Genomic DNA, 21,604 nt, shown 5'->3' with positions numbered 1-21,604 from the left:
GTTTTCCGGAGTTTCATTCATCGGACTTGCTTTCCGCCGCCCCTCTCGGTGCGACTCCGGAACTGTACGGGGACGGGACCGTCACAAGCAAATCGTCCCGCCCTGCCTGCGCAGGACGGGACGATCAGCTGCTCGAACACCGTCAGGCGCGGCCCATCTCCTCGGCGATGGCCGCCGCGAAGGCGTCGATGTCGGCCTCCGTGGTGTCGAAGGCGCACATCCAGCGCACCTCTCCGGTGTGCTCGTTCCAGAAGTAGAAGCGGTAGCGCTTCTGCAGCCGCTCGCTCACCTCGCGCGGGAGGATCGCGAAGACCGCGTTCGCCTGGACCGGGCGGACGATCGTCACGCCGTCGATCTCCCGGACGGCGGTCTCCAGCCGGCGGGCCATGGCATTGGCGTGCCCCGCGTTGCGCAGCCACAGGTCGCCGGTCAGCAGCGCCTCGAACTGCACGGAGACGAAACGCATCTTCGACGCGAGCTGCATCGAGGTCTTGCGCAGGTACTTGATGTTCCGGACCTGCTCGGGGTTGAGCACGACCACGCACTCGCCGAACAGCAGGCCGTTCTTCGTACCGCCGAAGGAGAGCACGTCGACGCCGACGTCCGTGGTGAACGCCCGCAGCGGCAGACCGAGCGAGGCCGCGGCGTTGCCCAGGCGCGAGCCGTCCACGTGGAGCAGCATGCCGTGCTGGTGGGCGTGGTCGGCGATGTCCCGGATCTCGTCCGCGGTGTAGAGGGTGCCGAGCTCGGTGCTCTGGGTGATCGAGACCGCCAGCGGCTGCGCCCGGTGCTCGTCGCCCCAGCCCCAGGCCTGCTGGTCGATGAGCTCGGGGGTGAGCTTGCCGTCCGGGGTGGGGACGGTGAGCAGCTTGATGCCGCCCATCTTCTCCGGGGCGCCGCCCTCGTCCACGTTGATGTGGGCGCTGTCGGCCGCGATCACCGCGCCCCAGCGCGGGAGCAGGGCCTGCAGGGCGGTGACGTTGGCGCCGGTGCCGTTGAAGACGGGGTACGCCTCGGCCTTGTCGCCGAAGTGCTTGCGGAACACGTCCTGCAGGTGCGCCGTGTAGTCGTCCTCGCCGTACGCGACCTGGTGGCCGCCGTTGGCGAGGGCTATCGCGGCGAGGATCTCCGGGTGCACGCCGGCGTAGTTGTCGCTGGCGAAACCGCGGACGGAGGGGTCGTGCCGCCGTACCGCGTCCGTGCGGGACTCCGTCGTGGAGGTGGAGTCGGTCATCGGGCTGTCAGCCACAGGTGCTGTCCGTTCAGTTCTGCTGCGGGGCGGTCCCAGAGGCCCGCGAGGTTGTCGGCGAGGTCGGCGGTGTCCGTGAAACCGGCGAACTTCGCCTCCGGCTTCTCGGCCCGCATCTCGGGACTGACCAGCGCCTTGATCACCAGGATCGCAGCCGCGGCGGTGGGCTCGCCATCGGCCGAGGTCGTCTCCTTCTTGAAGGAGTCGGCCATGGCGAGGGTCCAGGCCTCGGTGGCCGCCTTGGCGGCCGCGTAGGCGGCGCCGCCGGAGGTCGGCTTGTGGGCCGAGGAGGCGGAGATCATCGCGTACCGGCCGGACTCGCTGCGGACCAGGGCCGGCTGGAAGGCCAGCGAGGTGTGCTGGAGCGTCCGCACCACGGTGTCGTGCAGGAAGTCCCAGTCGTCGATCCGGGTGTCGAAGAACTTCTTGCTGCCGCGCCAGCCGCCGACCAGGTGGAACAGGCCGTCGACGTGGCCGTGCTCGGCCTCCAGGTGGTCGGCCCAGTCGTGGACCTCCTGCGGGTCGAGGAGGTCGATGACCTGCCCGCTGACCCGCGCGCCGGGGACGGCGCCGCGGACGGCGTCGAGCGCCTTCTCCAGCCGCTGCGCGTCGATGTCGGCGCCGATCACGGTGGCGCCGTCGGCCGCGAGGCGGCGCAGTACGGCCTGGCCGGCCGGGCCGCTGGCTCCGGCGACGGCGATCACCTTGCCGGTGAGGGGCTTGGCGGATGCGGTGCTCATGCGGCGACTCCCTGGATGCCGGCGCCGGTGATGCCGGTGGTGGCGGCGATGACGCCGCTGAGCTTCTTGGAAAGGGCCTCGTAGAACATGCTCAGCGGGAACTCGTCCGGGTGGACGGCGTCGCACAGGGCCTTGTTCAGCGCCTTGCCCTCGGAGATGTCGAGCGGCAGCGCGTCGGTGCCCTTCGCCCAGGTGGAGGCGGGGTGCGGGGTGAGGTAGCGGGAGACCAGCTGGTAGGCCGCGATCCAGTGGGCGGTCTTGGGGCGGTCGATGCCGTCGCGGTACAGGGTCTCGATCTCGCCGCAGAGCGCGTTGGTGACCTCGGCGACGCGGTCCCAGTCGATGCTGAGGCGGTTGTCACGCCAGCGCAGCGCTTCGTGCTTGTGCAGGTAGGCGAAGAGCAGCTGGCCACCCATGCCGTCGTAGTTGCGGACGCGGTCGCCGCTGACCGGGAAGCGGAACATCCGGTCGAAGAGGATCGCGTACTGGACGTCGCGGCCCTGGTCGTAGCCCTCGGCCTGCAGCTTCACGGCCTCCTTGAAGGCGGTGAGGTCGCAGCGAAGCTCCTCCAGGCCGTACATCCAGAACGGGCTGCGCTGCTTGATCATGAAGGGGTCGAACGGCAGGTCGCCGTGGCTGTGGGTGCGGTCGTGGACGAGGTCCCACAGGACGAAGGTCTGCTGGGCGCGCTCCTGGTCCTGCAGCAGGCCCTCGGCGTCGGCCGGGATCTCCAGGCCGAGCAGCTGGACGGCGCTGGTGGAGACGGCGCGGAAGCGGGCGGCCTCGCGGTCGCAGAAGATGCCGCCCCAGGTGAAACGTTCCGGCGCCTTGCGCACGGCCACGGTCTCGGGGAAGAGGACGGCGGAGTTGGTGTCGTAGCCGGCCGTGAAGTCGGTGAAGGTGATCGGCACGAACATCGGGTTGTCGAAGCGGGTCCGCTCCAGCTCGGCCAGCCAGTCGGGCCACACCACGCGCAGCAGGACCGCCTCGAGGTTGCGGTCCGGGTTGCCGTTCTGCGTGTACATCGGGAAGACGACGAGGTGCTCCAGGCCGTCCTCGCGCTGCTCGGCGGGCTGGAAGGCGAGCAGCGAGTCCAGGAAGTCGGGCTCCCGGTAGCCGGTGTCGGCCCACTTGGCCAGGTCGGAGTCGACGGCGGCGAGGTAGGCGGCATCGTGCGGGAAGAGCGGGGCGAGCTCCTCCACGGCGCCGCGGACGGTCGCTACCAGCGGGTCGACCGTGTGCCGCTGGACGGCGGCCAGGTCGATCGAGCCGTCCTTGGACTGCAGCGGGCGCAGGGCCTCGACGGCGTCCTTCAGGCGCAGCCAGGCCGGGTGGCCGGCGTGGTTCGAGACCGGGGCGTCGGCCGCCGCAGCGAGCCTTGGCGAAAGATTCTGCATCGTGGACTCACTTCGACAGGAGTTATTTCAACGAGAACACCATAAGTACGAAAGGTTCTGCTGTTCAAGGGGGGCTCCACCGGCAATCGTCCCGGCGCCGCCCCTGCAACGGGGGCCGGCACCGGATGTCCGACATGTGGACAGGTATCTGGATGTCCTGGACAGACACACCGTGGGGATGCGAACCTCCCGCCATGCTCCCGGCGGTGATCCTGGTGGCCCGGCGCCACATCGACCTGCACCGGGTGCCCTCGTGTTGTCACGCCTGCGGTTGTGCGCGCGGCCTCTGCTGCCGCTGCTGCTGATCCGGCTCGGGGGCACCGCGGATGCGGCCCCGTACGCCGACCATGCCGCTTGTGTTCCGGCGCCGCCACCGGGGGGAAGTGACCCGCCGAGGTGCGGTCCACCCACAGTGCCCGGCCTCACACCGCCCCGCACCGCGCCCTCCCCTTTCCCTCCCCGCCCGGTCCGTCTCCCTGGAGCCCTGCCATGACCTCCCTCCGCAAGCCGTTCTCCGCGCTGCCGCTGGCCGCACTGCTGGTCGCCGCCGCCGCGCTGACCGCGTGCGCCCCGCAGGACGCGAAGTCCGACACCGCCGCCTCGGGCGGTACGGGCGGCTGCGCGCCGGGCGCACTGGCCACCCGCACCGCGGGCACGCTGACGGTCGGCACCGACAAGCCCGCGTACGACCCGTGGTTCTCCGAGGACAAGCCGGAGAACGGCAAGGGCTTCGAGTCGGCGGTGGCGTACGCGGTCGCCGCGAAGCTGGGCTACCCCAAGGAGAAGGTGACCTGGGTGGTGGCGCCGTTCGGCAAGGCGACCACGCCCGGCGCCAAGGACTTCGACTTCGACATCAACCAGGTATCGATCAGCGCCGAGCGCAAGCAGGCGGTGGACTTCTCCTCCGGCTACTACGACGTGCGCCAGGCGGTGATCGCGCTGAAGGACTCCAAGGCGGCGGGGGCCAGGAGCATCGCCGACCTGAAGGGCGCCAAGCTGGGCGCGCAGGTCGGCACCACCAGCCTGGACGTGGTCACCGACACCATCAAGCCGAGCACCCAGCCCGCCGTCTTCGACTCCAACGACCTGGCGAAGGCCGCGCTGAAGAACGGCCAGATCGAGGCGCTGGTGGTGGATCTGCCGACGGCCTTCTACATCACCGGTGCCGAGGTGACGGACGCCCAGGTGGTCGGGCAGTTCGAGGGCGCGTCGCACGGCACGTCGCAGGGAGCGTCCCAGGGCGGCCCGCAGGGCGAGCAGTTCGGCCTGGTGCTGGACAAGGGCTCCAAGCTGACCGGCTGCGTGTCGCAGGCCGTGGACGCCCTGCGGGCGGACGGGACGCTGGCGGGGCTGGAGAAGCAGTGGCTCTCCGACGCCGTCTCCGCGCCCGTGCTGAAGTGAGCGACGCCGCGATGGGCACCGAGTCCGCGAGCGCTCTGCGCAAGGAGGCGCCGGCCGGGCCGGACGACGGCTACCGCCCGTCCGAGCGCCGGCTGGCGCACCAGGCGTACCGGCGGCGGCGGGCCCGCCGCTCGGCGCTGATCGCCGGGGCCTCGACCCTGGTGACGGCGGTGGCGCTGTACCTGCTGGTCGTCAGCTCGCCCGGGTGGGAGCGCACCCGGGAGACCTTCTTCAGTGCCGAGTACGCCCGCCGGGCGCTGCCCGAGGTGCTGAAGGGCCTGCGGATCAACCTGGAGCTGATGCTCGGCTGCGGGGCGCTGATCCTGGTCCTCGGCCTGCTGCTGGCGGTGCTGCGGACGCTGCGCGGCCCGGTGTTCCTGCCGGTGCGGCTGCTGGCCACGGCGTACGTGGACTTCTTCCTAGGCCTGCCGCTGATCATCTGCCTGCTGATCATGATCACCGGGGTGCCGGCGCTACGGCTGGCGGGGGTCACCACCGATCCGCTGCTGCTCGGCGGCGCCGCCCTGGTGCTGACGTACTCCGCGTACGTGTCCGAGGTGTTCCGGGCCGGCATCGACTCGGTGCACCCGAGCCAGCGGGCGGCCGCCCGGTCACTGGGGCTGAGCAACGCGCAGGCGATGCGGTACGTGGTGCTGCCGCAGGCGGTGCGCCGGGTGGTGCCTCCGCTGCTGAACAACCTGGTCAGCCTGCAGAAGGACACCGGTCTGGTGTCCATCGGCGGGGCGATCGACGCGGTGTACGCGGCGAAGATCATCGCCTCCCGGGCGTTCAACTACACCCCTTACGTGGTGGCGGCGCTGGTGTTCATCGCGCTGACCATCCCGCTCACCCGCCTCACCGACTGGATGACCGCCCGGATGAACCGCCGTCAGCACCAGGGAGGTGCGGTGTGACGACCAGCCAGGGTGTCCCGACGGACGCCAGCAGTGCGGCCAGCGGCAGTTCGCCGGCCCGCGACCGCGCCGGGACGGCCGGCGCGGAGGCGGCGGCCGGACCGGGGGCGGCGGCCGGACCGGTCCTGCGACTGGAGTCGGTCCGCAAGGCCTTCGGCGGCCAGCTGGTGCTGCGCGACGTGGACCTGACCGTGCCCGAGCACTCGGTGACGGCGCTGATCGGGGCGTCCGGCTCCGGCAAGTCCACGCTGATGCGGTGCGCCAACCTGCTGGAGGAGATCGACGACGGCGCGATCTTCCTCGACGGCGAGGAGATCACCGACCCGCGGACGGACGAGGACGCCGTACGCCGCCGGATCGGGGTCGTGTTCCAGTCGTACAACCTGTTCCCGCACATGACCGTGCTGGAGAACATCACGCTGGCCCCGCGCCGGGTGCACGGCCTGCCCCGGGCCGAGGCCGAGGCGCGGGCGCTGGAGCTGCTGGAGCGGCTCGGGCTGGCGGCGAAGTCCGGCGAGTACCCGGACCGGCTCTCCGGCGGCCAGCAGCAGCGGGTGGCCATCGTCCGGGCGCTGGCCACCGGGCCCCGGCTGCTGCTGCTCGACGAGATCACCGCCGCGCTCGACCCGGAGCTGGTCGGCGAGGTGCTGGCGGTGGTCCGGGACCTCAAGGAGCAGGGCATGACGATGGTGCTCTCCACCCATGAGATGGGTTTCGCCCGCGAGGTCGCCGACCAGGTCTGCTTCCTGGACGCCGGGGTGGTGCTCGAACAGGGGCCGCCGGAGCAGGTGTTCGGCGACCCGCAGCAGGAGCGGACCAAGCGGTTCCTCAGCCGGATCGTCGCCTCCGGGCGGCTGCACCCGTAACCGCGCACGGCGCCCGCCGGAGGATCCGCTCCGGTGGGCGCCACCGTGCGCCCCGCGCACGCCCTGCTCAGCGGGGCCCCGAGCGGTGATCGTGGACGGTACGCCCGTACGCGCCGCTCGGGGGGAGGACGCCGTTGCACGGACCGGTCCTGGTCAGCTGGCTGCTGGCCGCTCTCACCGCGGCCTCCGGGGCCTACTGCCTGACCCGGTTGCGCCGCTCCCCCTGTACCGCTCACGGTGACCGGCACGGCCACGACCCTCACATCGGCGACCGACACGACGGCGACCTGCACAAGGGCGGAGCCGGCCGCTCCGGGCCGGGCCGCGGGGTGCACCGGCTGCTCGCCCACGAGTCCGACGCCGCCGAGGCGCTGATGGGTCTCGGCATGGCCGCGATGGCCGTCACCGGAGGAGTCGTCCCGGCCGCGGTCTGGGCCTGGCTGTTCGGCGTGCCGGCCGTCGCCTTCCTGCTCGGCGCCGCCGCGCCGGCCACCCTGACCGCACAGGCCACCCCGGCCACCCCGGCCGCACCTGCCGCACCGACCGCGTCGACCACCACGGCCCGGCGGACGCACCGGCTGCACCACGCGATCGGGGCACTCGCGATGACGTACACGGCGCTCGCCATGGCCGCCGTGCCCGCCCACGCCCACGCCCACGCCCACCACACCGTGGGGGCGGGGACGCCGCTGCTCACCGGCATGCTGCTGCTGTACTTCGGCGGCTACTCGCTCTGGGCCGGAAGCAGGCTGCTGACCACCCCGGCGGGCGGACTGCTCGCCGGCGCCACCGGACTGACCCGGGCCTGCCGACTGTCGATGGGGATCGGCATGTTCGCGATGCTCCTGACCATGTGAGCCCGCCCCGCGTGGCGTTGGTCACTGGGCGGCCGAAAGGCGTTCCTCCGGGCGTCGGCAGCGCTTAGGTTGGCAGGGAGCGCGTTGTCGCGTTCCGTGCGTACTCGGGGAGCCCATGCCATGACGGCCCTGCTCGGCCTGCTGCTGCTCGGACTGCTGCTCTCGACCGTGGCGCCCCGGCTGCTGGCCCGGGCCCGCTGGGCGGAGCGGGAACCCGTGCTGGCACTGCTGGCGTGGCAGTGCCTGGTGGTGGCCGTCCTGCTGTGCTGCGCGCTGAGCCTGGTCCTGGCCGCCTCGGCGGCACTGCCGGAGCTGCGCACCCTGGTGTTCGCGGGTGCGCCGCACGGCGTGGAGGCCGCGTACGAGCTGCACGAGGCCGAGGGCTGGGGCCGGCTGTGCGCGGCGGTGCTGGCGGCGGGCGGGGTGCAGACGCTGCTGGCGCTGACCCGCGAGGTCCGCTCGGCGAAGGCACTGCGCAATCGGCGGCACGCCCAACTGGCCAGCCGCTCCCCCGCGCTGCCGGAGTCGATGGAAAGCGTTCGGCAACGCCGGGAGCGCCTGGTGGTGTTGGAGAACGTCCGCCCGGAGGCCTGGTCGCTGCCCGGCCACAACTCCCGGCTGGTGGTCACCACGGGCGCGCTCCAGCAGCTGACCGACCGGGAGCTGGCCGCCGTGCTGAGCCATGAACGCGGGCACGTCCGCGCCCGGCACCACTGGCTCTCGCAGTGCGCCCAGGCGCTCGCCTCGGGCTTCCCCGGAGTCGGGGTGTTCAGCGCCTTCCGCGACCAGGTGGGCGAGTTGGTGGAGCTCGCCGCGGACGACCGGGCCGCCCGCCGGCACGGCCGGCACACCACGGCCCTGGCACTGGCCGAACTCAACCTGGACCGCGGGGTGTTCGGCTCCTGCCCGCCCGGCCTGGCACAGTCCCCGAAGCGGGTGGACCGGCTGCTCGCCGGTCAGCCCCGGCTGCCCGTGGTGCACCGGCTGCGACTGACGGTCGCCGCCCTCGGCGCACCCGCGACGGCCGTGCTGCTGGCCGCCGCCCCGGGGCTCTCCGCCCTGATCCGGTAAGGAACCCGATCCGGCAAGGAACCTGACCCGGCAAGGAAACAGACGGACCGTCAGGAGATCCGGAACCGTCAGGACCCCTGACGGCAGCCACCCTCCAGCGGGCCGCCGAGGGTGAGCGCGAGCACCTCGCGGTGCAGCGGGCGGGCCTCGGCGTAGCGCCGGCAGCCGTCCTCGGTCAGGGCGACCTGGATGCCGCGCCGGTCGTTGGGGCACATCGAGCGCGTCACCAGACCGGCCTTCTCCAGCCGGCCGATCAGCCGGGAGAGCGCGCTCTGGCTCAGATGGACGGTGTCGGCCAGTTCCTGCACCCGCAGGGTGTGGGCGGTGTCCGCGTTCCGTTCCTCGACCAGGCGCTCCAGCACCTCGAACTCGCTCATGCCCAGGCCGTGCTTCTCCCCCAGCTCGCGATCGAGCAGGCAGGCGGTGGCGGCATGCCGGGCCAGCAGGGCGCGCCAGGACGCGACCAGGTCCACATCCGCGTCGGAGTCGAGTTCAGTCACCCCACCACCGTACCACATGCAGAAGCACTTAATGCGTTAACATCTTATTCACTTGCATTGAATGCATGTGCATGTAGTGTCCTCCCCATGACCACCGCGACCGTCACTCCATCTGACGACCCGTCAACCAGCGGGCTGACCTGGACTCCCCGCCTCTGGGGCACCCTCATCGTGCTCTGTGCCGCGATGTTCCTGGACGCCCTGGACGTCTCCATGGTGGGCGTCGCCCTGCCGTCCATCGGCTCCGAACTGAACCTCTCCACCTCCACCCTGCAGTGGGTGGTCTCCGGCTACGTACTCGGCTACGGCGGCCTGCTGCTGCTCGGCGGACGCGCCGCCGACCTGCTCGGCCGCCGCCGGGTCTTCCTGGTGGCACTGGCCGTGTTCGCCGCCGCCTCACTGGCCGGCGGCCTGGTCGACGACGGCGCCCTGCTGATCGCCGCCCGCTTCCTCAAGGGGGTCAGCGCCGCCTTCACCGCGCCCGCCGGCCTGTCGATCATCACCACCACCTTCGCCGAGGGCCCGGCCCGCAACCGGGCGCTGTCGATCTACACCACCTGCGGCGCCAGCGGGTTCTCCCTCGGCCTGGTGCTCAGCGGCCTGCTCACCTCGGTCGGCTGGCGCTGGACCTTCCTGATGCCCGTCCCGGTCGCCCTGCTGGCCCTGGTCTTCGCCGTCAAGCTGCTGCCGCGCCCGGTCGAGGAGCGCGCCAAGGGCGGTTACGACGTGGCAGGCGCCATCACCGGCACCCTGACCGTGCTGCTGCTCGTCTTCACCGTCACCGAGGCACAGGGCGCGGGCTGGCTGAGCCTGCGCACCCTCGGCTCGCTCGCCGTGGTCGCCCTGCTCGCCGCCGCCTTCCTGGTGGTCGAGAGCCGCACCGCGCACCCGCTGGTCCGGCTCGGCATCTTCCGCAACGGCTCGGTCGCCCGGGCCAACGTGATCGCGTTCACCATGACCGGCGCCTACGGCGGGTTCCAGTTCGTCGTCACGCTCTACCTGCAGCACCTGCTCGGCTGGTCGGCCCTGGAGATGGCCCTCGGGCTGCTGCCGGCCGGCGCCTTCATCGCGCTGTCGGCCCCCTTCATGGGACCGATCGTGGACCGCTTCGGCACCGGGCGGCTGCTGCCGATCGGCCTGCTGGCCCTGGTCTGCGCCTTCGCGCTCTTCCTGCGCCTGGACGAACACAGCTCCTACGTCGGCCTGGTACTGCCGTCCATGCTCCTGCTGGGCGTCGGCTTCGCCCTCGCCTTCCCCTCCGTGAACATCGCCGCCACCGACGGCGTCGACGACAAGGAGCAGGGCCTGGCCTCCGGGCTGGTCAACACCGCGATCCAGGTGGGCACCGCGGTCGTGCTGGCCGGCGGCACCGCGATGATCACGGCCGGAAGCGGCGGCGGCGACAGCGCGCAGGCCCAACTCGACGGCTACCGGCCCGCGCTGGTCCTGGTCACCGCGGTCGCACTGGTGGGCTTCGTGATCGCCGCCGTGGGCGCCGTGCTCGACCGGCGGCGCAAGAGCGCGGCCCCCGCGTCGGTGCCGGACTACGACTACCCGCCGGCGGACCTGGCCGAGACCCGCAGTGAGGTCCTGAGCAAGAGCTGACCAGGCCTCCAGGCCCGAATCCCCCTCGTCGAGCGGGTGCCGGCTCCACCAAACCCCCGTGTCGGTGGAGCCGGCACCTCCGCACGAGCCGGCCCGCGGCACCCCTACTACGGGGTTCACCGGTTCGACCGCTCGCTCCGCCAGTATATTGGCCGGGAGCCAACGAACCTACGGAGCTGACACGATGGCACCTCGCGGGGATTCGGTCAATGAGGAAATGCGTCAACGCTCCCGCCGGCGCATCATGCGCGCCACCGTCGAGCTGGTCGACCAGCACGGGTACGCGGGAACCACGCTGACCGACATCGCAGAGCGGGCCGGGCTCGCCCGTGGACTGCTCTCCTACTACTTCGACGGCAAGCGGCTGCTGATGCAGTCGGCCACGCACCGGATGATCCACCAGGCGCTCTCCGCCGCCCTGGGCGAACTGCCCCCGGGCGCCTCGCCGGACGCGCGACTGGCCCGGGGGATCGACACCGTCCTGGGCCTCGCCCTGGACCACCCCCGGGTGATGCGCTCGCACCTGGCACTGATCCTGGACCCGGACACCGGGACCTTCGCCCAGGACCCGGAGCAGCAGCAGGTGGCGGCGATCCTCCAGGGGCTGCTGCGCGAATGGGGCGCGCCCGATCCGGTCGCCGAGCACGCGGTGCTGCGCAGCGCGCTGATGGGCGGCTGCATAGGCCTGCTGCTCCCGGGCGCCGAACTGCCGCTGCCCCTGATCCGGGCCGACCTGTTCCGCCTCTACGGCCTCGCCTGGGCGCTCGGCTGCCCGCCGCAGTCGCCGCCGCCGCCGCGCGAACGGCCGCCGACCCGGGTGTGAACCCGGGCCGGCGGCCGTTCGGCGCCCGTCCGGGGACGGGTCCTGCCCGGTCGGTCCCGCCCGGCGTCGTGCGCCGGGCGGGACCGACCGGACCTAGCGTTCCTTGAGGATCGACGCGAGCAGGTCGATCGTGCGCTCGGGGGTCAGGCTGTCCACGCAGAGGCGCTCCATGACCTGGATGTAGGCGTCCACGTCGTCGCGCTTGTCGAGGTACAGCGCGCTGGTGAGCTGCTCCAGGTAGACCACGTCGGCGAGGTCCTGCTCGGGGAACCGCAGGATGGTGAACGCCCCGGACTCACCGGCGTGCGCGCCGAAGCGGAACGGCATCACCTGGATCACCACGTTGGCCTGCTCGGCGACGTCGATCAGGTACTGCACCTGACCGCGCATCACCTTGGGCCCGCCGACCGGGCGGCGCAGCGCCGCCTCGTCGATGACGGCCCAGAGCCGCGGGCTGTTGCCCTCGGCGAGCAGTTTCTGGCGGCGCAGCCGGAGGCTGACCCGCTTCTCCAACTCCTCCTCGGTGATGACCGGCCGACTCTGGCCGAAAACCGCCCGCGCGTACTCCTCGGACTGCAGCAGTCCGGGGATGAACTGCACCTCGTAGGTGCGGATCAGCGCGGCGGACTCCTCCAGGCCGACGTAGGTCTGGAACCAGCCCGGCAGGACGTCGTTGAAACTGTGCCACCAGCCGGACTTGTTGGCCTCGCGGACCAGCCCGAGCAGGGCCTCCCGCTCGCCGCCGTCGTCCACCCCGTACAGGCTGAGCAGGTCGGCGACGTCGCGCTCCTTGAAGCTGACGCGGCCGAGCTCCATGCGGCTGATCTTGGACTCGGAGGCGCGGATCGCGTATCCGGCATCCTCCCGGGTGATGCCGCGCCCCTCGCGGAGTCGGCGCAGCTGGGAGCCGAGGAGGATCCGGCGGACCATCGAGCCGCCGCCCGGCTGAACTGTGGTCATGCGGTCGAAACCTCCACCTAGGGCAAACAGCGCACAGTCTGCCATCAGTTGAGCGCTGACGGTGCCGATACTGACGGATGTTCCTATCAGTTCTGCACTCCGCACACCAGGATGCACGTGCATTCGGCGCTTGCATATGCCAATAGTGCGACTGCACGTGAATCGACTCTTGCATCTGCAGTGAGCGCAGAGGACCATGGTGCACGTGCACCTGCACATCCCTGGCAATCCCGCGGGCTCCGCGTCGACCGAACGCGCGACTCCGTGCACCAGCCCGGCAGCGCATCCGCGTTACCGGGCCTTCGTGTGCGCGCGCGCCTGGTCGAGGGGGCGGCCGTGCGGCCGAGCGAGTCGGAGGTGACCGGCATGACCCCGGCGGGTCCAGCCGTGTCCGCCCCCTTATGGGAGGAGCTCTTCATGAGCACCGGTACGGCTTTGGCAGTCGACCCCCATGTGGTCACCTGTACGCTCGCTCCCCGCTACGAAGCCGTCAGAACCGCGCGCGACTTCGCCAGGACCGCTCTTCAGCGCTGGGGCTTGGGCGAGCTGTTCGACGATGTCGCGCTGGTGGCCTCGGAACTGGTGACCAATGCCCTGCGGCACGCGATCGGTGCCCGACCCGACCCGTCGGGCGGCGCGCTGGACGCCTTCCCCGGGCCGGCCCTGCCGGACGGGCGGCTCCCGATCCGAATAAGCCTGGTCCACCGGGCTCCCCAGGTGGTCTGCGCGGTGAGCGACCCCAGCAGCATCGGGCCGGTGGCACGGGAGGCGGACTTCGTCGCCGAATCCGGGCGCGGACTGCACCTGGTCGACTCCTTCAGCCGCTCCTGGGGCTGGCATCCGCTGGGCGGCGGCAAGGTGGTCTGGGCGCTGTTCGAGGCGGAGGAGAACGCGGTACCGGAGATCGGCGGACGACACCGGCGCTCCGCCTAGCAGCGCGGCGGCGGCGATCGCAGGGACGACGGCAGTGGCAGGACCCGGGCGCACCACACCGCTCGGGGCGCACGGCGCGACGGGCAGCCGCGCACGGGCGGGCCACGCCTGGGACGGTCGCACCCACCGGAGAGCACCGCGAACACCACCGCGGCCGGCACTGCGCACAACACTGGGGACAGCACCGCAGTCAGCACCGCGGCCAGCGCGGCCGGCAGCACCGCGAACACCACCGCGGACGCCGTTGCGGGCGCACCCGCGGAGAGCGACCCCAAGACAAAGGCCGTCGCGGTGTCAGCACCCACGACGGCCCCCCCGATGGCGAAGGCGACGGCCGGTCAGACCGCCAGGTGGTCGAACTCCCCGTCCTTGGCCCCCAGCAGCAGCGCCGCTATCTCGGCTCGGGTGTAGATGAGCGCCGGACCGTCCGGGAAGCGCGAGTTGCGCATCGCCACCTCGCCCCCCGGGAGGGCGGCGAACTCGACACAGTTGCCCTGAGAGTTGCTGTGCAGGCTCTTCTGCCAGACCACATCCTTGAGGTCTGCAGCCGCCATCCCGTTGTACGCGTCGTACGTGTCGTGCATAGAAATCTCCCGAAGAGCTCCGGAGTGGTCGTCCAGCTCGGCGCCCCGGCCACAGCCGCAACGGCTCGGCCGGCCCCGTACCGGCCCGGCACAACGCCTCACTTGACGTGATGATAGCTCCAGTGCACGTGCATCAGCACGGGACATTGCAGGTGCACGGGCTCTTCGCAGCCAAACCGGAACTCTCCACAGGTCGCCCTTCTGACGGCACGTAAGTGGACATAGCCGACTGAATCGACAGGCCGCCGATAACCGCCCGTAGGCGACCACCCGCTGAATGTTGATCTTCGAACGCCCGGAGTCGCCCCGCCGTGACACTCCGTCAGGCAGCACCGACCCTGTGAGACATCTCACTCACCAGGGGTGCAACGAACCGGCCGCCCGAGCGCGTCAAGAGGGACACCGCGGGCCTAGCAGGGATTGGTTGGGATATGTCCGGATTTTCAACATCCAGACCCTCCCGAAACGGCAGCCGACTGCAGGCCGGGCCGGTCAATGTCCTACGATCTCCGCCATGAGCACCGCAGCCATCCCGGGCGCGCCACTGCCCGTCCGCAACCCAGGCTCCCGTGCGCGGGGGCGCCACCGCCGCCCTGAGCGTCCCGAGATCCCCGCCGGCTCCCCGGCCCTGGTGCTCGCCGTGCCCGCGGCCGCCGGGCCCGAGTCCCGTTCGGTGGTCGAGGAACTGCTCTCGATCGTGCGCAGCGAGCAGAGCGGCGTGCAGACGGCGGCCGGCTACCTCCCGGGCGGCACCGACGGCGAGCGGACCGGCGAGGACCACACCGTCGCCGAGCTGCTGGCCCACGCCGCCGAGGCCGGGCTGCCCGCACCGATCGTGGTGCCCCTCGTGCCCGGCCCGCATGGCTTCCTGACCGAGCTGCACGCGCTGGCCGCCCACTACGGCGCGCCCGTCACCGATGTGCTCGGCCCGCACCCGCTGCTGGCCGAGGCCGTCCACGTCCGGCTCTCCGAGGCCAACCTCGCCCGCGCCGACCGCGCCCGGCTGTTCGCCATCGCGACCGCCGCGGACGGCGTCGTCCTCACCACCGTCGGCGGCGAGGACGCGGCCGCCGCGGCCGGGATCACCGGTGTGCTGCTGGCCGCCCGGCTGGCCGTGCCGGTCGTCGCCGCCGCGCTCGACGTGCCCGGCTCGGTGGCCGCCGCCGTCAACCACCTCAAGGAGACCGGCTCTCAGCGCCCGGCGCTGGCCCCGCTGGTGATCGGCCCGGAGGCCGACTCCGAGCTGCTCGCCACGGCCGCCGAGGAGACCGGCTGCCCGAGTGCCGCTCCGCTCGGCGGGTACCCGACCGTCGGTCAACTGATCGCCTCCACCTACCTGGCCGCGCTGCCGGCCCGGGTCTTCGAGGCGCCCGTCGACGAGGCCGCGGAGCCCGTCGCCGAGTAGCACCCCGTCCAACCGGGCAGGGCCTGTCCGGCCCTGGTCACCCAGCAGGCCCGAAGGGCCCGGAGCGCACCCGCTCCGGGCCCTTCGGCCGTCTCCGCGCACCGAAGCCCGGGCCCGCCCCCTCCGGCGGCCACCCGGGGCCGGGCGCGCGTCAGCGGGGCGTCCAGGGTGACGGCGGCTCCGGCGGCGACCGGCCGGGCCGGCCCGGTCGGCGAGCGGCGCAGCGCCCCTCACCGGGGTCGCGGAGAACACCGTGCCGACGGCGCGCCGGCGCAACATCGTCCGGCGCGGTACGGGAGTTCGGGTCACCGTCGGCGCAATGTCCGAACTGCGGTGTTTTGCCCGGCGATGCGCTCCCCGCGGCCCGACGGCCGGCCGCCCGGCGAGCGGGTCCTCGTCCATGGCCGTCACCGCTCAGCCCTCCCCCGGACGACCGCGTCGGTTCCGACGCCCTGAAGCACAGGCAGTTGCACCCGCCCACAAGGGGGTTGCTCGAAATCGGTCATTTCTGATCATGATGGACAGGTCCGAACCGCCGGACCCGAACACCGTGACGGGCATCACACATGTTTGCGGTTTGAACGTGAGTCTGCTTAACGTGCTCCCCGTTCGTGGCCACACGGACCCAGCTCATCCGCAACGCCGAGTCCTGCCGTCGGTTGCGCTGGCAGCGCAGAAACGCACCACGGCAGGAGCGGGGGACCCACAGGTAAGTCGCCCCGGACCGGTCCCGTACCGGTCCAGGGCTAGGGGTGAAGCCGCAGCCACAGCGCGGCCGGGCAACTCCAGCCCGAATCCGACAGCTCACCTCGCAGGCGTGGGAGAGGACCGCTTCACCATGCTGCCCAGCAACGGCACCAGCCTGTCCAACCGCACCCGCCGCGCGATCGCCACCCTCGGCGTCGTCGGCATCGGCCTCACGATCCCCTGCCTCACCACCGGCACCGCCTCCGCCGCCTCCGTCGCGACCTGGGACAAGGTCGCCCAGTGCGAGAGCGGCGGCAACTGGAGCATCAACACCGGCAACGGCTTCTACGGCGGCCTCCAGTTCACCTCCAGCACCTGGGCCGCCTTCGGCGGTACCGCCTTCGCCTCGCAGGCCAATCAGGCCACCAAGGACCAGCAGATCGCGATCGCCGAGAAGGTGCTCGCCTCGCAGGGTCCCGGCGCCTGGCCCGTCTGCTCCGTCCAGGCCGGCCTGACCAAGGGCGGCACCCCGGCCGCCGTCGACACCTCGGCCGCCACCGCCGCCAAGCCGGCCGCGCAGACCCCCGCCCCGGCCGCCAAGCCGACCGCGAAGCCCGCCACCCCGGCCCCGGCCGCCAAGCCCGCCGCCCAGGCCCCCGCCGCGGCCCCCGCGGAGGCTGCCAAGCCGGCCGCCTCCGACTCCGCCAAGGCCGGCCAGAACTGGCAGCAGTACCGCCAGCAGGACGGCCAGGCGAAGTCCGCCGAGTACACCGTCATCGCCGGTGACTGGCTCTCCGCCATCGCCGACAAGAACAACGTCCAGGGCGGCTGGGAGCGGCTCTACGAGCTCAACCGCGACGTCCTGGCCGACGGCCCTCACGTCATCTACCCGGGCCAGCACCTGGCCCTGCGCGACCGCGGCCAGGCGCAGCAGTCCGCGGAGTCCGGCAAGAACTTCGACTGGTTCAACCGCTCCTCCTCCGCCCCGGAGCAGGCCGCCGGTTCCACCGCCGCCAGGCCGGCCGCGCAGACCCAGGCCCCGGCCGCCAAGCCCGCCGCCCAGGCCGAGACCCCGGCCCCGGCCCAGGCCGCGACCGGCAGCATGGCCGCCGCGGTCTCCTTCGCCCAGTCGAAGGTCGGCCAGGCGTACGTCTACGGCGGCACCGGCAACGGCGGCTGGGACTGCTCCGGCCTGACCCAGGCCGCGCTGCGCGCCGCGGGCATCTCCGTCCCGCGGGTCGCCGCCGACCAGGCCGCCGCGAGCACCCACGTCTCGCTGGACAGCCTCAAGCCGGGCGACCTGCTGTTCTGGTCCAACAACGGCCAGGACTCGGGCGTCTACCACGTCGCGCTGTACATCGGCGACGGCAAGTACGTCGAGGCCGCCAACCCGAGCTCGGGCGTCCGCACCCAGACCGTCGCCAACTGGGCGCCGGACTTCGCCGGCCGCGTCTGATCACCCCTCGGTAGGCCGTACGCGCCCCTCAGCAGGGCCGTACGGGCCCCGAGCCACCACGACCCCCGGGGAGAGTCCGGTCGACTCCTCCCCGGGGGTCGCGGGCTGCCCGCCGCCATGGTCAAATCGGCCCGCAGCGGGCATGCTGCTGCTTCGGACCCGAGGAGGAGTCACCATGGCCCAGGTCACCGTCACGCTCGACGCCAATCTCGCCATCGACGCGATGATGCTCTCCGGCACCAGGAACCCCCAGGACGCGGTCGAACTCGTCCTGCGCGACTACCTGGCCCGGGGCCGGCGCACCGAGAGCCGCACCGGTGGCACCGACGACGGCCAGCGGGTGAGCCCGGACCGCCCGACCGCCCAGGAGGGCTGAGCGGACACGCGCAGGGGCCCCCGGAGAGCGGTTGCTCTCCGGGGGCCCCTGCGTCGGTTCACCTGGCCCTGGCGCCGGTGGAGCCGCGCATCACCAGCTCCGGCTGGAACATGAACTCCCCGCGCTGGGCGGCGTTCGCGCCGACCTCCTCCAGCAGGGCGTCGACGGCCGCGGTGGCCATCGCCTCGACCGGCTGGCGGATGGTGGTCAGCGGCGGCTCGGTGAAGGCGATCAGCGGCGAGTCGTCGAAGCCGACCACCGAGACGTCCTGCGGCACCGAGAAGCCGCGCTGGCGCACCGCGCGGATCGCACCGAGCGCCATCATGTCGCTGCCGCAGACGATCGCCGTGCAGCCCTTGTCGAGCAGCGCGCCCGCCGCCGCGTGCCCGCCCTCCACGCTGAACAACGTGTGGTGGACGAGCTCCTCGGCCGCCTCCCGGGTGTGGCCGAGCACCTCCTGCATCGCGGCCGTGAAGCCCTCGATCTTGCGCAGCACCGGCACGTAGCGCCGCTGCCCGACGGCCAGCCCGATCCGCTCGTGGCCGAGTTCGGCCAGGTGCTGGACGGCCATCCACATCGCGGCCCGGTCGTCCGGCGAGATGAACGGCGCGTCGATCTTCTCGCTGTAGCCGTTGATCAGCACAAACGGCACCTGGCGGCCGGTCAGCCGGGCGTACCGGTCGTGGTCGGCGGTGGTGTCGGCGTGCAGGCCGGAGACGAAGACGATGCCCGCCACGCCCCGGTCGACCAGCATCTCCACCAGTTCGTCCTCGGTGGAGCCGCCCGGCGTCTGGGTGCAGAGCACCGGCGTGAAGCCGTGCCGGCTCAGCACCTGCTCGATCACCTGCGCCAGCGCGGGGAAGATCGGGTTGCTCAGCTCCGGGGTGATCAGCCCGATCAGGCCCGCGCTGCGCTGGCGAAGCCGGGTGGGCCGCTCGTAGCCGAGCACGTCCAGCGCCGCCAGCACGGTCTGCCGGGTGGCGGCGGAGACGTTCGCCTTGCCGTTGAGTACGCGGGAGACGGTGGCTTCGCTGACCCCCGCCTGCGCCGCGATGTCTGAAAGTCGCGCCGTAGTCACGGTCCCAGAGCCTATTGCAACCACGTCAGACCGCCCACCAGTCGGTGCTGTCCGGAGCGAGCACCGTCTCGCCGCCGTCCGCCACCGCGTCCGCGGAGGAGAGCAGCAGGCGGCCGGGTGCGGCTATCCGGACCGGCTCGGCGGTGGTGTTCACCGTGCAGACGAACGAGCCGCGGCGGAACACCAGGGTGCCCTCGGGGCCGTCCAGCCACTCGACGCCGGTGCCGGCGCCGAGGTCGGCCTGCGTGCGGCGGACGGCCAGCGCGCTGCGGTACAGCTCCAGCGTGGACGTCGGGTCGCCGGTCTGCGCCTCGACGCTGAGCCCGGCCCAGTCGGCGGGCTGCGGCAGCCAGCTGGGACCGCCGGCGGTCGGGCCGAAGCCGTACGGCGCCTCGGTGCCGGACCACGGGATCGGCACCCGGCAGCCGTCGCGGTAGCCGTCCTGGCCGGCCTTGCGGAAGAACGACGGGTCCTGGCGGACCTCGTCGGGCAGGTCGGTGACGTCCGGCAGGCCGAGCTCCTCGCCCTGGTAGACGTACGCGGAGCCGGGCAGCGCGAGCATCAGCAGGGTGGCGGCGCGGGCGCGGCGCAGGCCGAGGGCGCGGTCGCCGGCGGTGCGGATCTGGGTGCCGAGGCCGGGCGGGTTGGCGAACCGGGTGGCGTGCCGGGTGACGTCGTGGTTGGAGAGCACCCAGGTGGTGGGGGCGTCGACCGGGCGCATCGAGTCGAGCGAGAGGTCGATCACCTCGCGCAGCTGGGCGGCGTCCCAGGAGGTGCCCAGGTACTGGAAGTTGAAGGCCTGGTGCAGCTCGTCGGGGCGGACGTAGTTGGCGGTGCGCTGGACGGTCGGGGTCCACGCCTCGGCGACGCCGATCCGCTGGCCCGGGTACTCGTCGAGGATCCGGCGCCAGCTGCGGTAGATCTCGTGCACGCCGTCCTGGTCGAAGAACGGCATCACGTCGTTGCCGAGCAGCTTCAGCTGGTCGCCGCCGCCGAGGTCGGGCAGGCCGGGGGCCTTGACCAGGCCGTGCGCGACGTCGATCCGGAAGCCGTCGACGCCCATGTCCAGCCAGAAGCGCAGGATCGAGCGGAACTCGTCGGCGACGGCCGGGCTGTCCCAGTTGAAGTCGGGCTGCTCGGGGGCGAACAGGTGCAGGTACCAGTCGCCCGGGGTGCCGTCCGGGTTCGTCGAGCGGGTCCAGGCCGGCCCGCCGAAGATGGACTCCCAGTCGTTGGGGGGCAGTTCGCCGTTCCCGCCCTTGCCGGGACGGAAGTGGTAGCGCTCGCGCAGCGGGGAGGCCGGGCCCTCGCGCAGGGCGCGCTGGAACCACTCGTGCTGGTCCGAGGAGTGGTTGGGGACGAGGTCCACGATGATCCGCAGGCCCAGCTCGTGGGCGTCGCGGATGAGCGCGTCGGCGTCCAGCAGGGTGCCGAACATCGGGTCCACCGCGCGGTAGTCGGCGACGTCGTAGCCGGCGTCGGCCTGCGGGGAGGCGTAGAAGGGGGAGAGCCAGACGGCGTCCACACCCAGGTCCCGCAGGTAGGGCAGGCGGCTGCGGATGCCGGGCAGGTCGCCCATGCCGTCGCCGTTGGAGTCGGCGAAGCTGCGCGGGTACACCTGGTAGATGACCGCGTCCCGCCACCAGTCTCTGGACGCGCCGGCGCCGGCCTCGTGAGCGGTGGCGTCGGCGGCGGGCCGGGAGGTGTCGGCCAGGTTCTGGGTCATGGACGGTATCCCTTGGGGACTAGGCGGTGAGCGGGCGGCAGGTCAGGACTTGGAGGCACCGGCGGTCAGGCCGGTGACCAGGTGACGCTGCACCAGGTAGAAGAGGACCGAGGACGGGATCGCGATCAGCACGGCGGTCGCCGCCATCAGGTTCCACTGCGCGTCGTGCTCGCTGACGAAGGTCTGCAGGCCGACGGCGAGGGTGTACTTGTCGGAGCTGAGCATGAAGGTGGAGGCGAAGGCCACCTCGGCCCAGGCGGTCAGGAAGGAGTAGAACGCGGCCACCGCCAGGCCCGGCCGGGCCAGCGGCAGCACCAGCCGCCAGAAGGTGCCGAACGGGTTCAGCCCGTCGACCCGGCCGGCCTCGTCGATCTCCACCGGGATGGTGTCGAAGTAGCCCTTCAGGAGCCAGGCGCAGTACGGCACGGTGGTGGTCGAGTAGACCAGGATCAGGCCGAGGTAGCTGTCCAGCAGGCCGACTTCGGAGAGGATCGTGTACATCGGCACGATCAGCACGGCGATCGGGAACATCTGGGTGACCAGCAGCGACCACATCAGCGGCTTGTGGCCGGGGAAGCGCATCCGGGAGACCGCGTAGCCGGTGGTGGCGGCGATCAGCACACCGAACACGGTGGTGATGCCGGAGACCAGGAAGGCGTTGCCGAACCAGCTGAAGAAGTCGGTGTCGAACAGCACCTTGTGGTAGTTCGACAGCGTCATCTTGTCGAGGATCTCGCCGGGGTGGAGGTAGTCCGTCTTGTCCGGGCCGAGCGAGACGTAGAGGATCCAAACCACCGGGAAGAGCGCGATCAGGCTGGCCAGCGTCAGCGCGCCGTGGGACAGCGCCCGGGCCAGCGGGCTCGCCTCGCCACGGCGGCGGGCCCTGGCCGGGCGGGCCGCCGGCGCCGCGGGGCGCGTGACCGGGGTGGTGGGTCGGTCGGTGGTGGTGCTCATCGGGGGGTACCTGCCTTCGTGG

At 72.1% G+C, this 21,604-nt stretch carries 20 protein-coding genes and 1 riboswitch; of the genes, 11 read left to right on the top strand and 9 right to left on the bottom strand.

The genetic code is table 11. The features are described 5' to 3' along the window. Window positions 1–142: 142 nt before the first annotated feature. Genes ACFVVX_RS35730 through ACFVVX_RS35720 form a run of 3 tightly spaced genes read right to left on the bottom strand, consistent with a single transcriptional unit; the run spans window position 143 to window position 3,386 of the window. Window positions 143–1,234, bottom strand: a complete 1,092-nt coding sequence (locus ACFVVX_RS35730) for a threonine aldolase family protein (RefSeq protein ID WP_387952040.1) — start codon at window positions 1,232–1,234, stop codon at window positions 143–145. After that, the gene (locus ACFVVX_RS35725; protein ID WP_387952035.1) at window positions 1,231–1,989 is read right to left on the bottom strand and encodes an SDR family NAD(P)-dependent oxidoreductase; all 759 of its coding nucleotides are present in this window, start codon (window positions 1,987–1,989) and stop codon (window positions 1,231–1,233) included. Before ACFVVX_RS35725 ends, ACFVVX_RS35730 begins: the two co-directional genes overlap by 4 nt. Next, window positions 1,986–3,386, bottom strand: coding sequence for a DUF6421 family protein (locus ACFVVX_RS35720; RefSeq protein WP_387952033.1), 1,401 nt, complete (start codon window positions 3,384–3,386; stop codon window positions 1,986–1,988). The genes ACFVVX_RS35725 and ACFVVX_RS35720 overlap by 4 nt, the downstream gene beginning before the upstream one ends. Window positions 3,387–3,875: 489 nt before the next feature. On the opposite strand from ACFVVX_RS35720, the gene ACFVVX_RS35715 reads away from it, so the two are divergent. From ACFVVX_RS35715 to ACFVVX_RS35695, 5 genes are all read left to right on the top strand, one after another. Further along, on the top strand, window positions 3,876–4,787 hold the full coding sequence (locus ACFVVX_RS35715) for an ABC transporter substrate-binding protein (RefSeq protein WP_387952031.1): 912 nt from the start codon (window positions 3,876–3,878) through the stop codon (window positions 4,785–4,787). A gap of 11 nt (window positions 4,788–4,798) precedes the next feature. Continuing rightward, window positions 4,799–5,701 carry an amino acid ABC transporter permease gene (locus ACFVVX_RS35710; RefSeq protein WP_387952038.1) on the top strand — a complete coding sequence of 301 codons (903 nt, stop codon included), beginning with the start codon at window positions 4,799–4,801 and terminating at the stop codon, window positions 5,699–5,701. A 125-nt stretch (window positions 5,702–5,826) separates the two neighbouring features. Continuing rightward, window positions 5,827–6,567: an amino acid ABC transporter ATP-binding protein gene (locus ACFVVX_RS35705; protein ID WP_387952037.1), complete on the top strand. Its 741-nt coding sequence runs from the start codon at window positions 5,827–5,829 to the stop codon at window positions 6,565–6,567. A gap of 134 nt (window positions 6,568–6,701) precedes the next feature. Further along, window positions 6,702–7,424: a DUF5134 domain-containing protein gene (locus ACFVVX_RS35700; RefSeq protein WP_387952029.1), complete on the top strand. Its 723-nt coding sequence runs from the start codon at window positions 6,702–6,704 to the stop codon at window positions 7,422–7,424. Between the two features lie 120 nt (window positions 7,425–7,544). Continuing rightward, entirely contained in the window at window positions 7,545–8,495 is a 951-nt protein-coding gene (locus ACFVVX_RS35695) for a M56 family metallopeptidase (protein ID WP_387952028.1), read from the top strand. A gap of 68 nt (window positions 8,496–8,563) precedes the next feature. On the opposite strand, the gene ACFVVX_RS35690 is transcribed toward ACFVVX_RS35695, so the two are convergent. After that, window positions 8,564–8,995, bottom strand: coding sequence for a MarR family winged helix-turn-helix transcriptional regulator (locus ACFVVX_RS35690; RefSeq protein WP_387952026.1), 432 nt, complete (start codon window positions 8,993–8,995; stop codon window positions 8,564–8,566). Between the two features lie 87 nt (window positions 8,996–9,082). On the opposite strand from ACFVVX_RS35690, the gene ACFVVX_RS35685 reads away from it, so the two are divergent. Together ACFVVX_RS35685 and ACFVVX_RS35680 are read left to right on the top strand one after the other, a co-directional pair. Continuing rightward, window positions 9,083–10,600, top strand: coding sequence for an MFS transporter (locus ACFVVX_RS35685; protein WP_387952024.1), 1,518 nt, complete (start codon window positions 9,083–9,085; stop codon window positions 10,598–10,600). Window positions 10,601–10,817: 217 nt separating this feature from the next. Beyond that, complete coding sequence (locus ACFVVX_RS35680; RefSeq protein WP_387952022.1) at window positions 10,818–11,423, top strand: TetR/AcrR family transcriptional regulator; 606 nt, start codon at window positions 10,818–10,820, stop codon at window positions 11,421–11,423. A gap of 93 nt (window positions 11,424–11,516) precedes the next feature. Here ACFVVX_RS35680 and ACFVVX_RS35675 read toward each other — a convergent pair whose 3' ends face one another. Continuing rightward, window positions 11,517–12,383, bottom strand: coding sequence for a helix-turn-helix domain-containing protein (locus tag ACFVVX_RS35675; RefSeq protein WP_387952020.1), 867 nt, complete (start codon window positions 12,381–12,383; stop codon window positions 11,517–11,519). Between the two features lie 417 nt (window positions 12,384–12,800). Between ACFVVX_RS35675 and ACFVVX_RS35670 the strand changes: the two genes are divergently transcribed. Then, window positions 12,801–13,316 (top strand): ATP-binding protein, encoded by a 516-nt coding sequence (locus ACFVVX_RS35670; RefSeq protein ID WP_387952019.1) that lies wholly within the window; start codon window positions 12,801–12,803, stop codon window positions 13,314–13,316. Between the two features lie 338 nt (window positions 13,317–13,654). On the opposite strand, the gene ACFVVX_RS35665 is transcribed toward ACFVVX_RS35670, so the two are convergent. Continuing rightward, a complete protein-coding gene (locus ACFVVX_RS35665; RefSeq protein WP_387952017.1) occupies window positions 13,655–13,900 on the bottom strand; it encodes a DUF397 domain-containing protein in 246 nt (81 codons plus the stop codon). Between the two features lie 514 nt (window positions 13,901–14,414). Here ACFVVX_RS35665 and ACFVVX_RS35660 point away from each other — a divergent pair. The 3 genes from ACFVVX_RS35660 (at window position 14,415) to ACFVVX_RS35650 (ending at window position 17,824) form a co-directional block, all read left to right on the top strand. Continuing rightward, entirely contained in the window at window positions 14,415–15,305 is an 891-nt protein-coding gene (locus ACFVVX_RS35660; protein ID WP_387952015.1) for a hypothetical protein, read from the top strand. A 640-nt stretch (window positions 15,306–15,945) separates the two neighbouring features. Next, window positions 15,946–16,131, top strand: a riboswitch (cyclic di-AMP (ydaO/yuaA leader). Continuing rightward, window positions 16,123–17,448, top strand: a complete 1,326-nt coding sequence (locus tag ACFVVX_RS35655; protein WP_387952013.1) for a transglycosylase family protein — start codon at window positions 16,123–16,125, stop codon at window positions 17,446–17,448. Its footprint overlaps the riboswitch before it by 9 nt. Window positions 17,449–17,623: 175 nt before the next feature. Beyond that, window positions 17,624–17,824: a hypothetical protein gene (locus ACFVVX_RS35650; RefSeq protein WP_387952011.1), complete on the top strand. Its 201-nt coding sequence runs from the start codon at window positions 17,624–17,626 to the stop codon at window positions 17,822–17,824. A gap of 58 nt (window positions 17,825–17,882) precedes the next feature. Here ACFVVX_RS35650 and ACFVVX_RS35645 read toward each other — a convergent pair whose 3' ends face one another. The 3 genes from ACFVVX_RS35645 to ACFVVX_RS35635 are packed head-to-tail and all read right to left on the bottom strand — an operon-like array spanning window position 17,883 to window position 21,582. Beyond that, window positions 17,883–18,902 (bottom strand): LacI family DNA-binding transcriptional regulator, encoded by a 1,020-nt coding sequence (locus tag ACFVVX_RS35645; protein ID WP_387952010.1) that lies wholly within the window; start codon window positions 18,900–18,902, stop codon window positions 17,883–17,885. 25 nt (window positions 18,903–18,927) lie between these two features. Further along, window positions 18,928–20,628 (bottom strand): glycoside hydrolase family 13 protein, encoded by a 1,701-nt coding sequence (locus ACFVVX_RS35640; RefSeq protein WP_387952008.1) that lies wholly within the window; start codon window positions 20,626–20,628, stop codon window positions 18,928–18,930. 42 nt (window positions 20,629–20,670) lie between these two features. Further along, window positions 20,671–21,582, bottom strand: a complete 912-nt coding sequence (locus ACFVVX_RS35635; RefSeq protein ID WP_387952006.1) for a sugar ABC transporter permease — start codon at window positions 21,580–21,582, stop codon at window positions 20,671–20,673. Window positions 21,583–21,604 lie beyond the last annotated feature (22 nt).

The organism is Kitasatospora sp. NPDC058170 (genome assembly GCF_042883905.1).
Taxonomy (GTDB): Bacteria; Actinomycetota; Actinomycetes; order Streptomycetales; family Streptomycetaceae; genus Kitasatospora.
The sequence above is the reverse complement of the archived record's forward strand: the minus strand, read 5'-3'. Positions and strand labels throughout refer to the sequence as shown.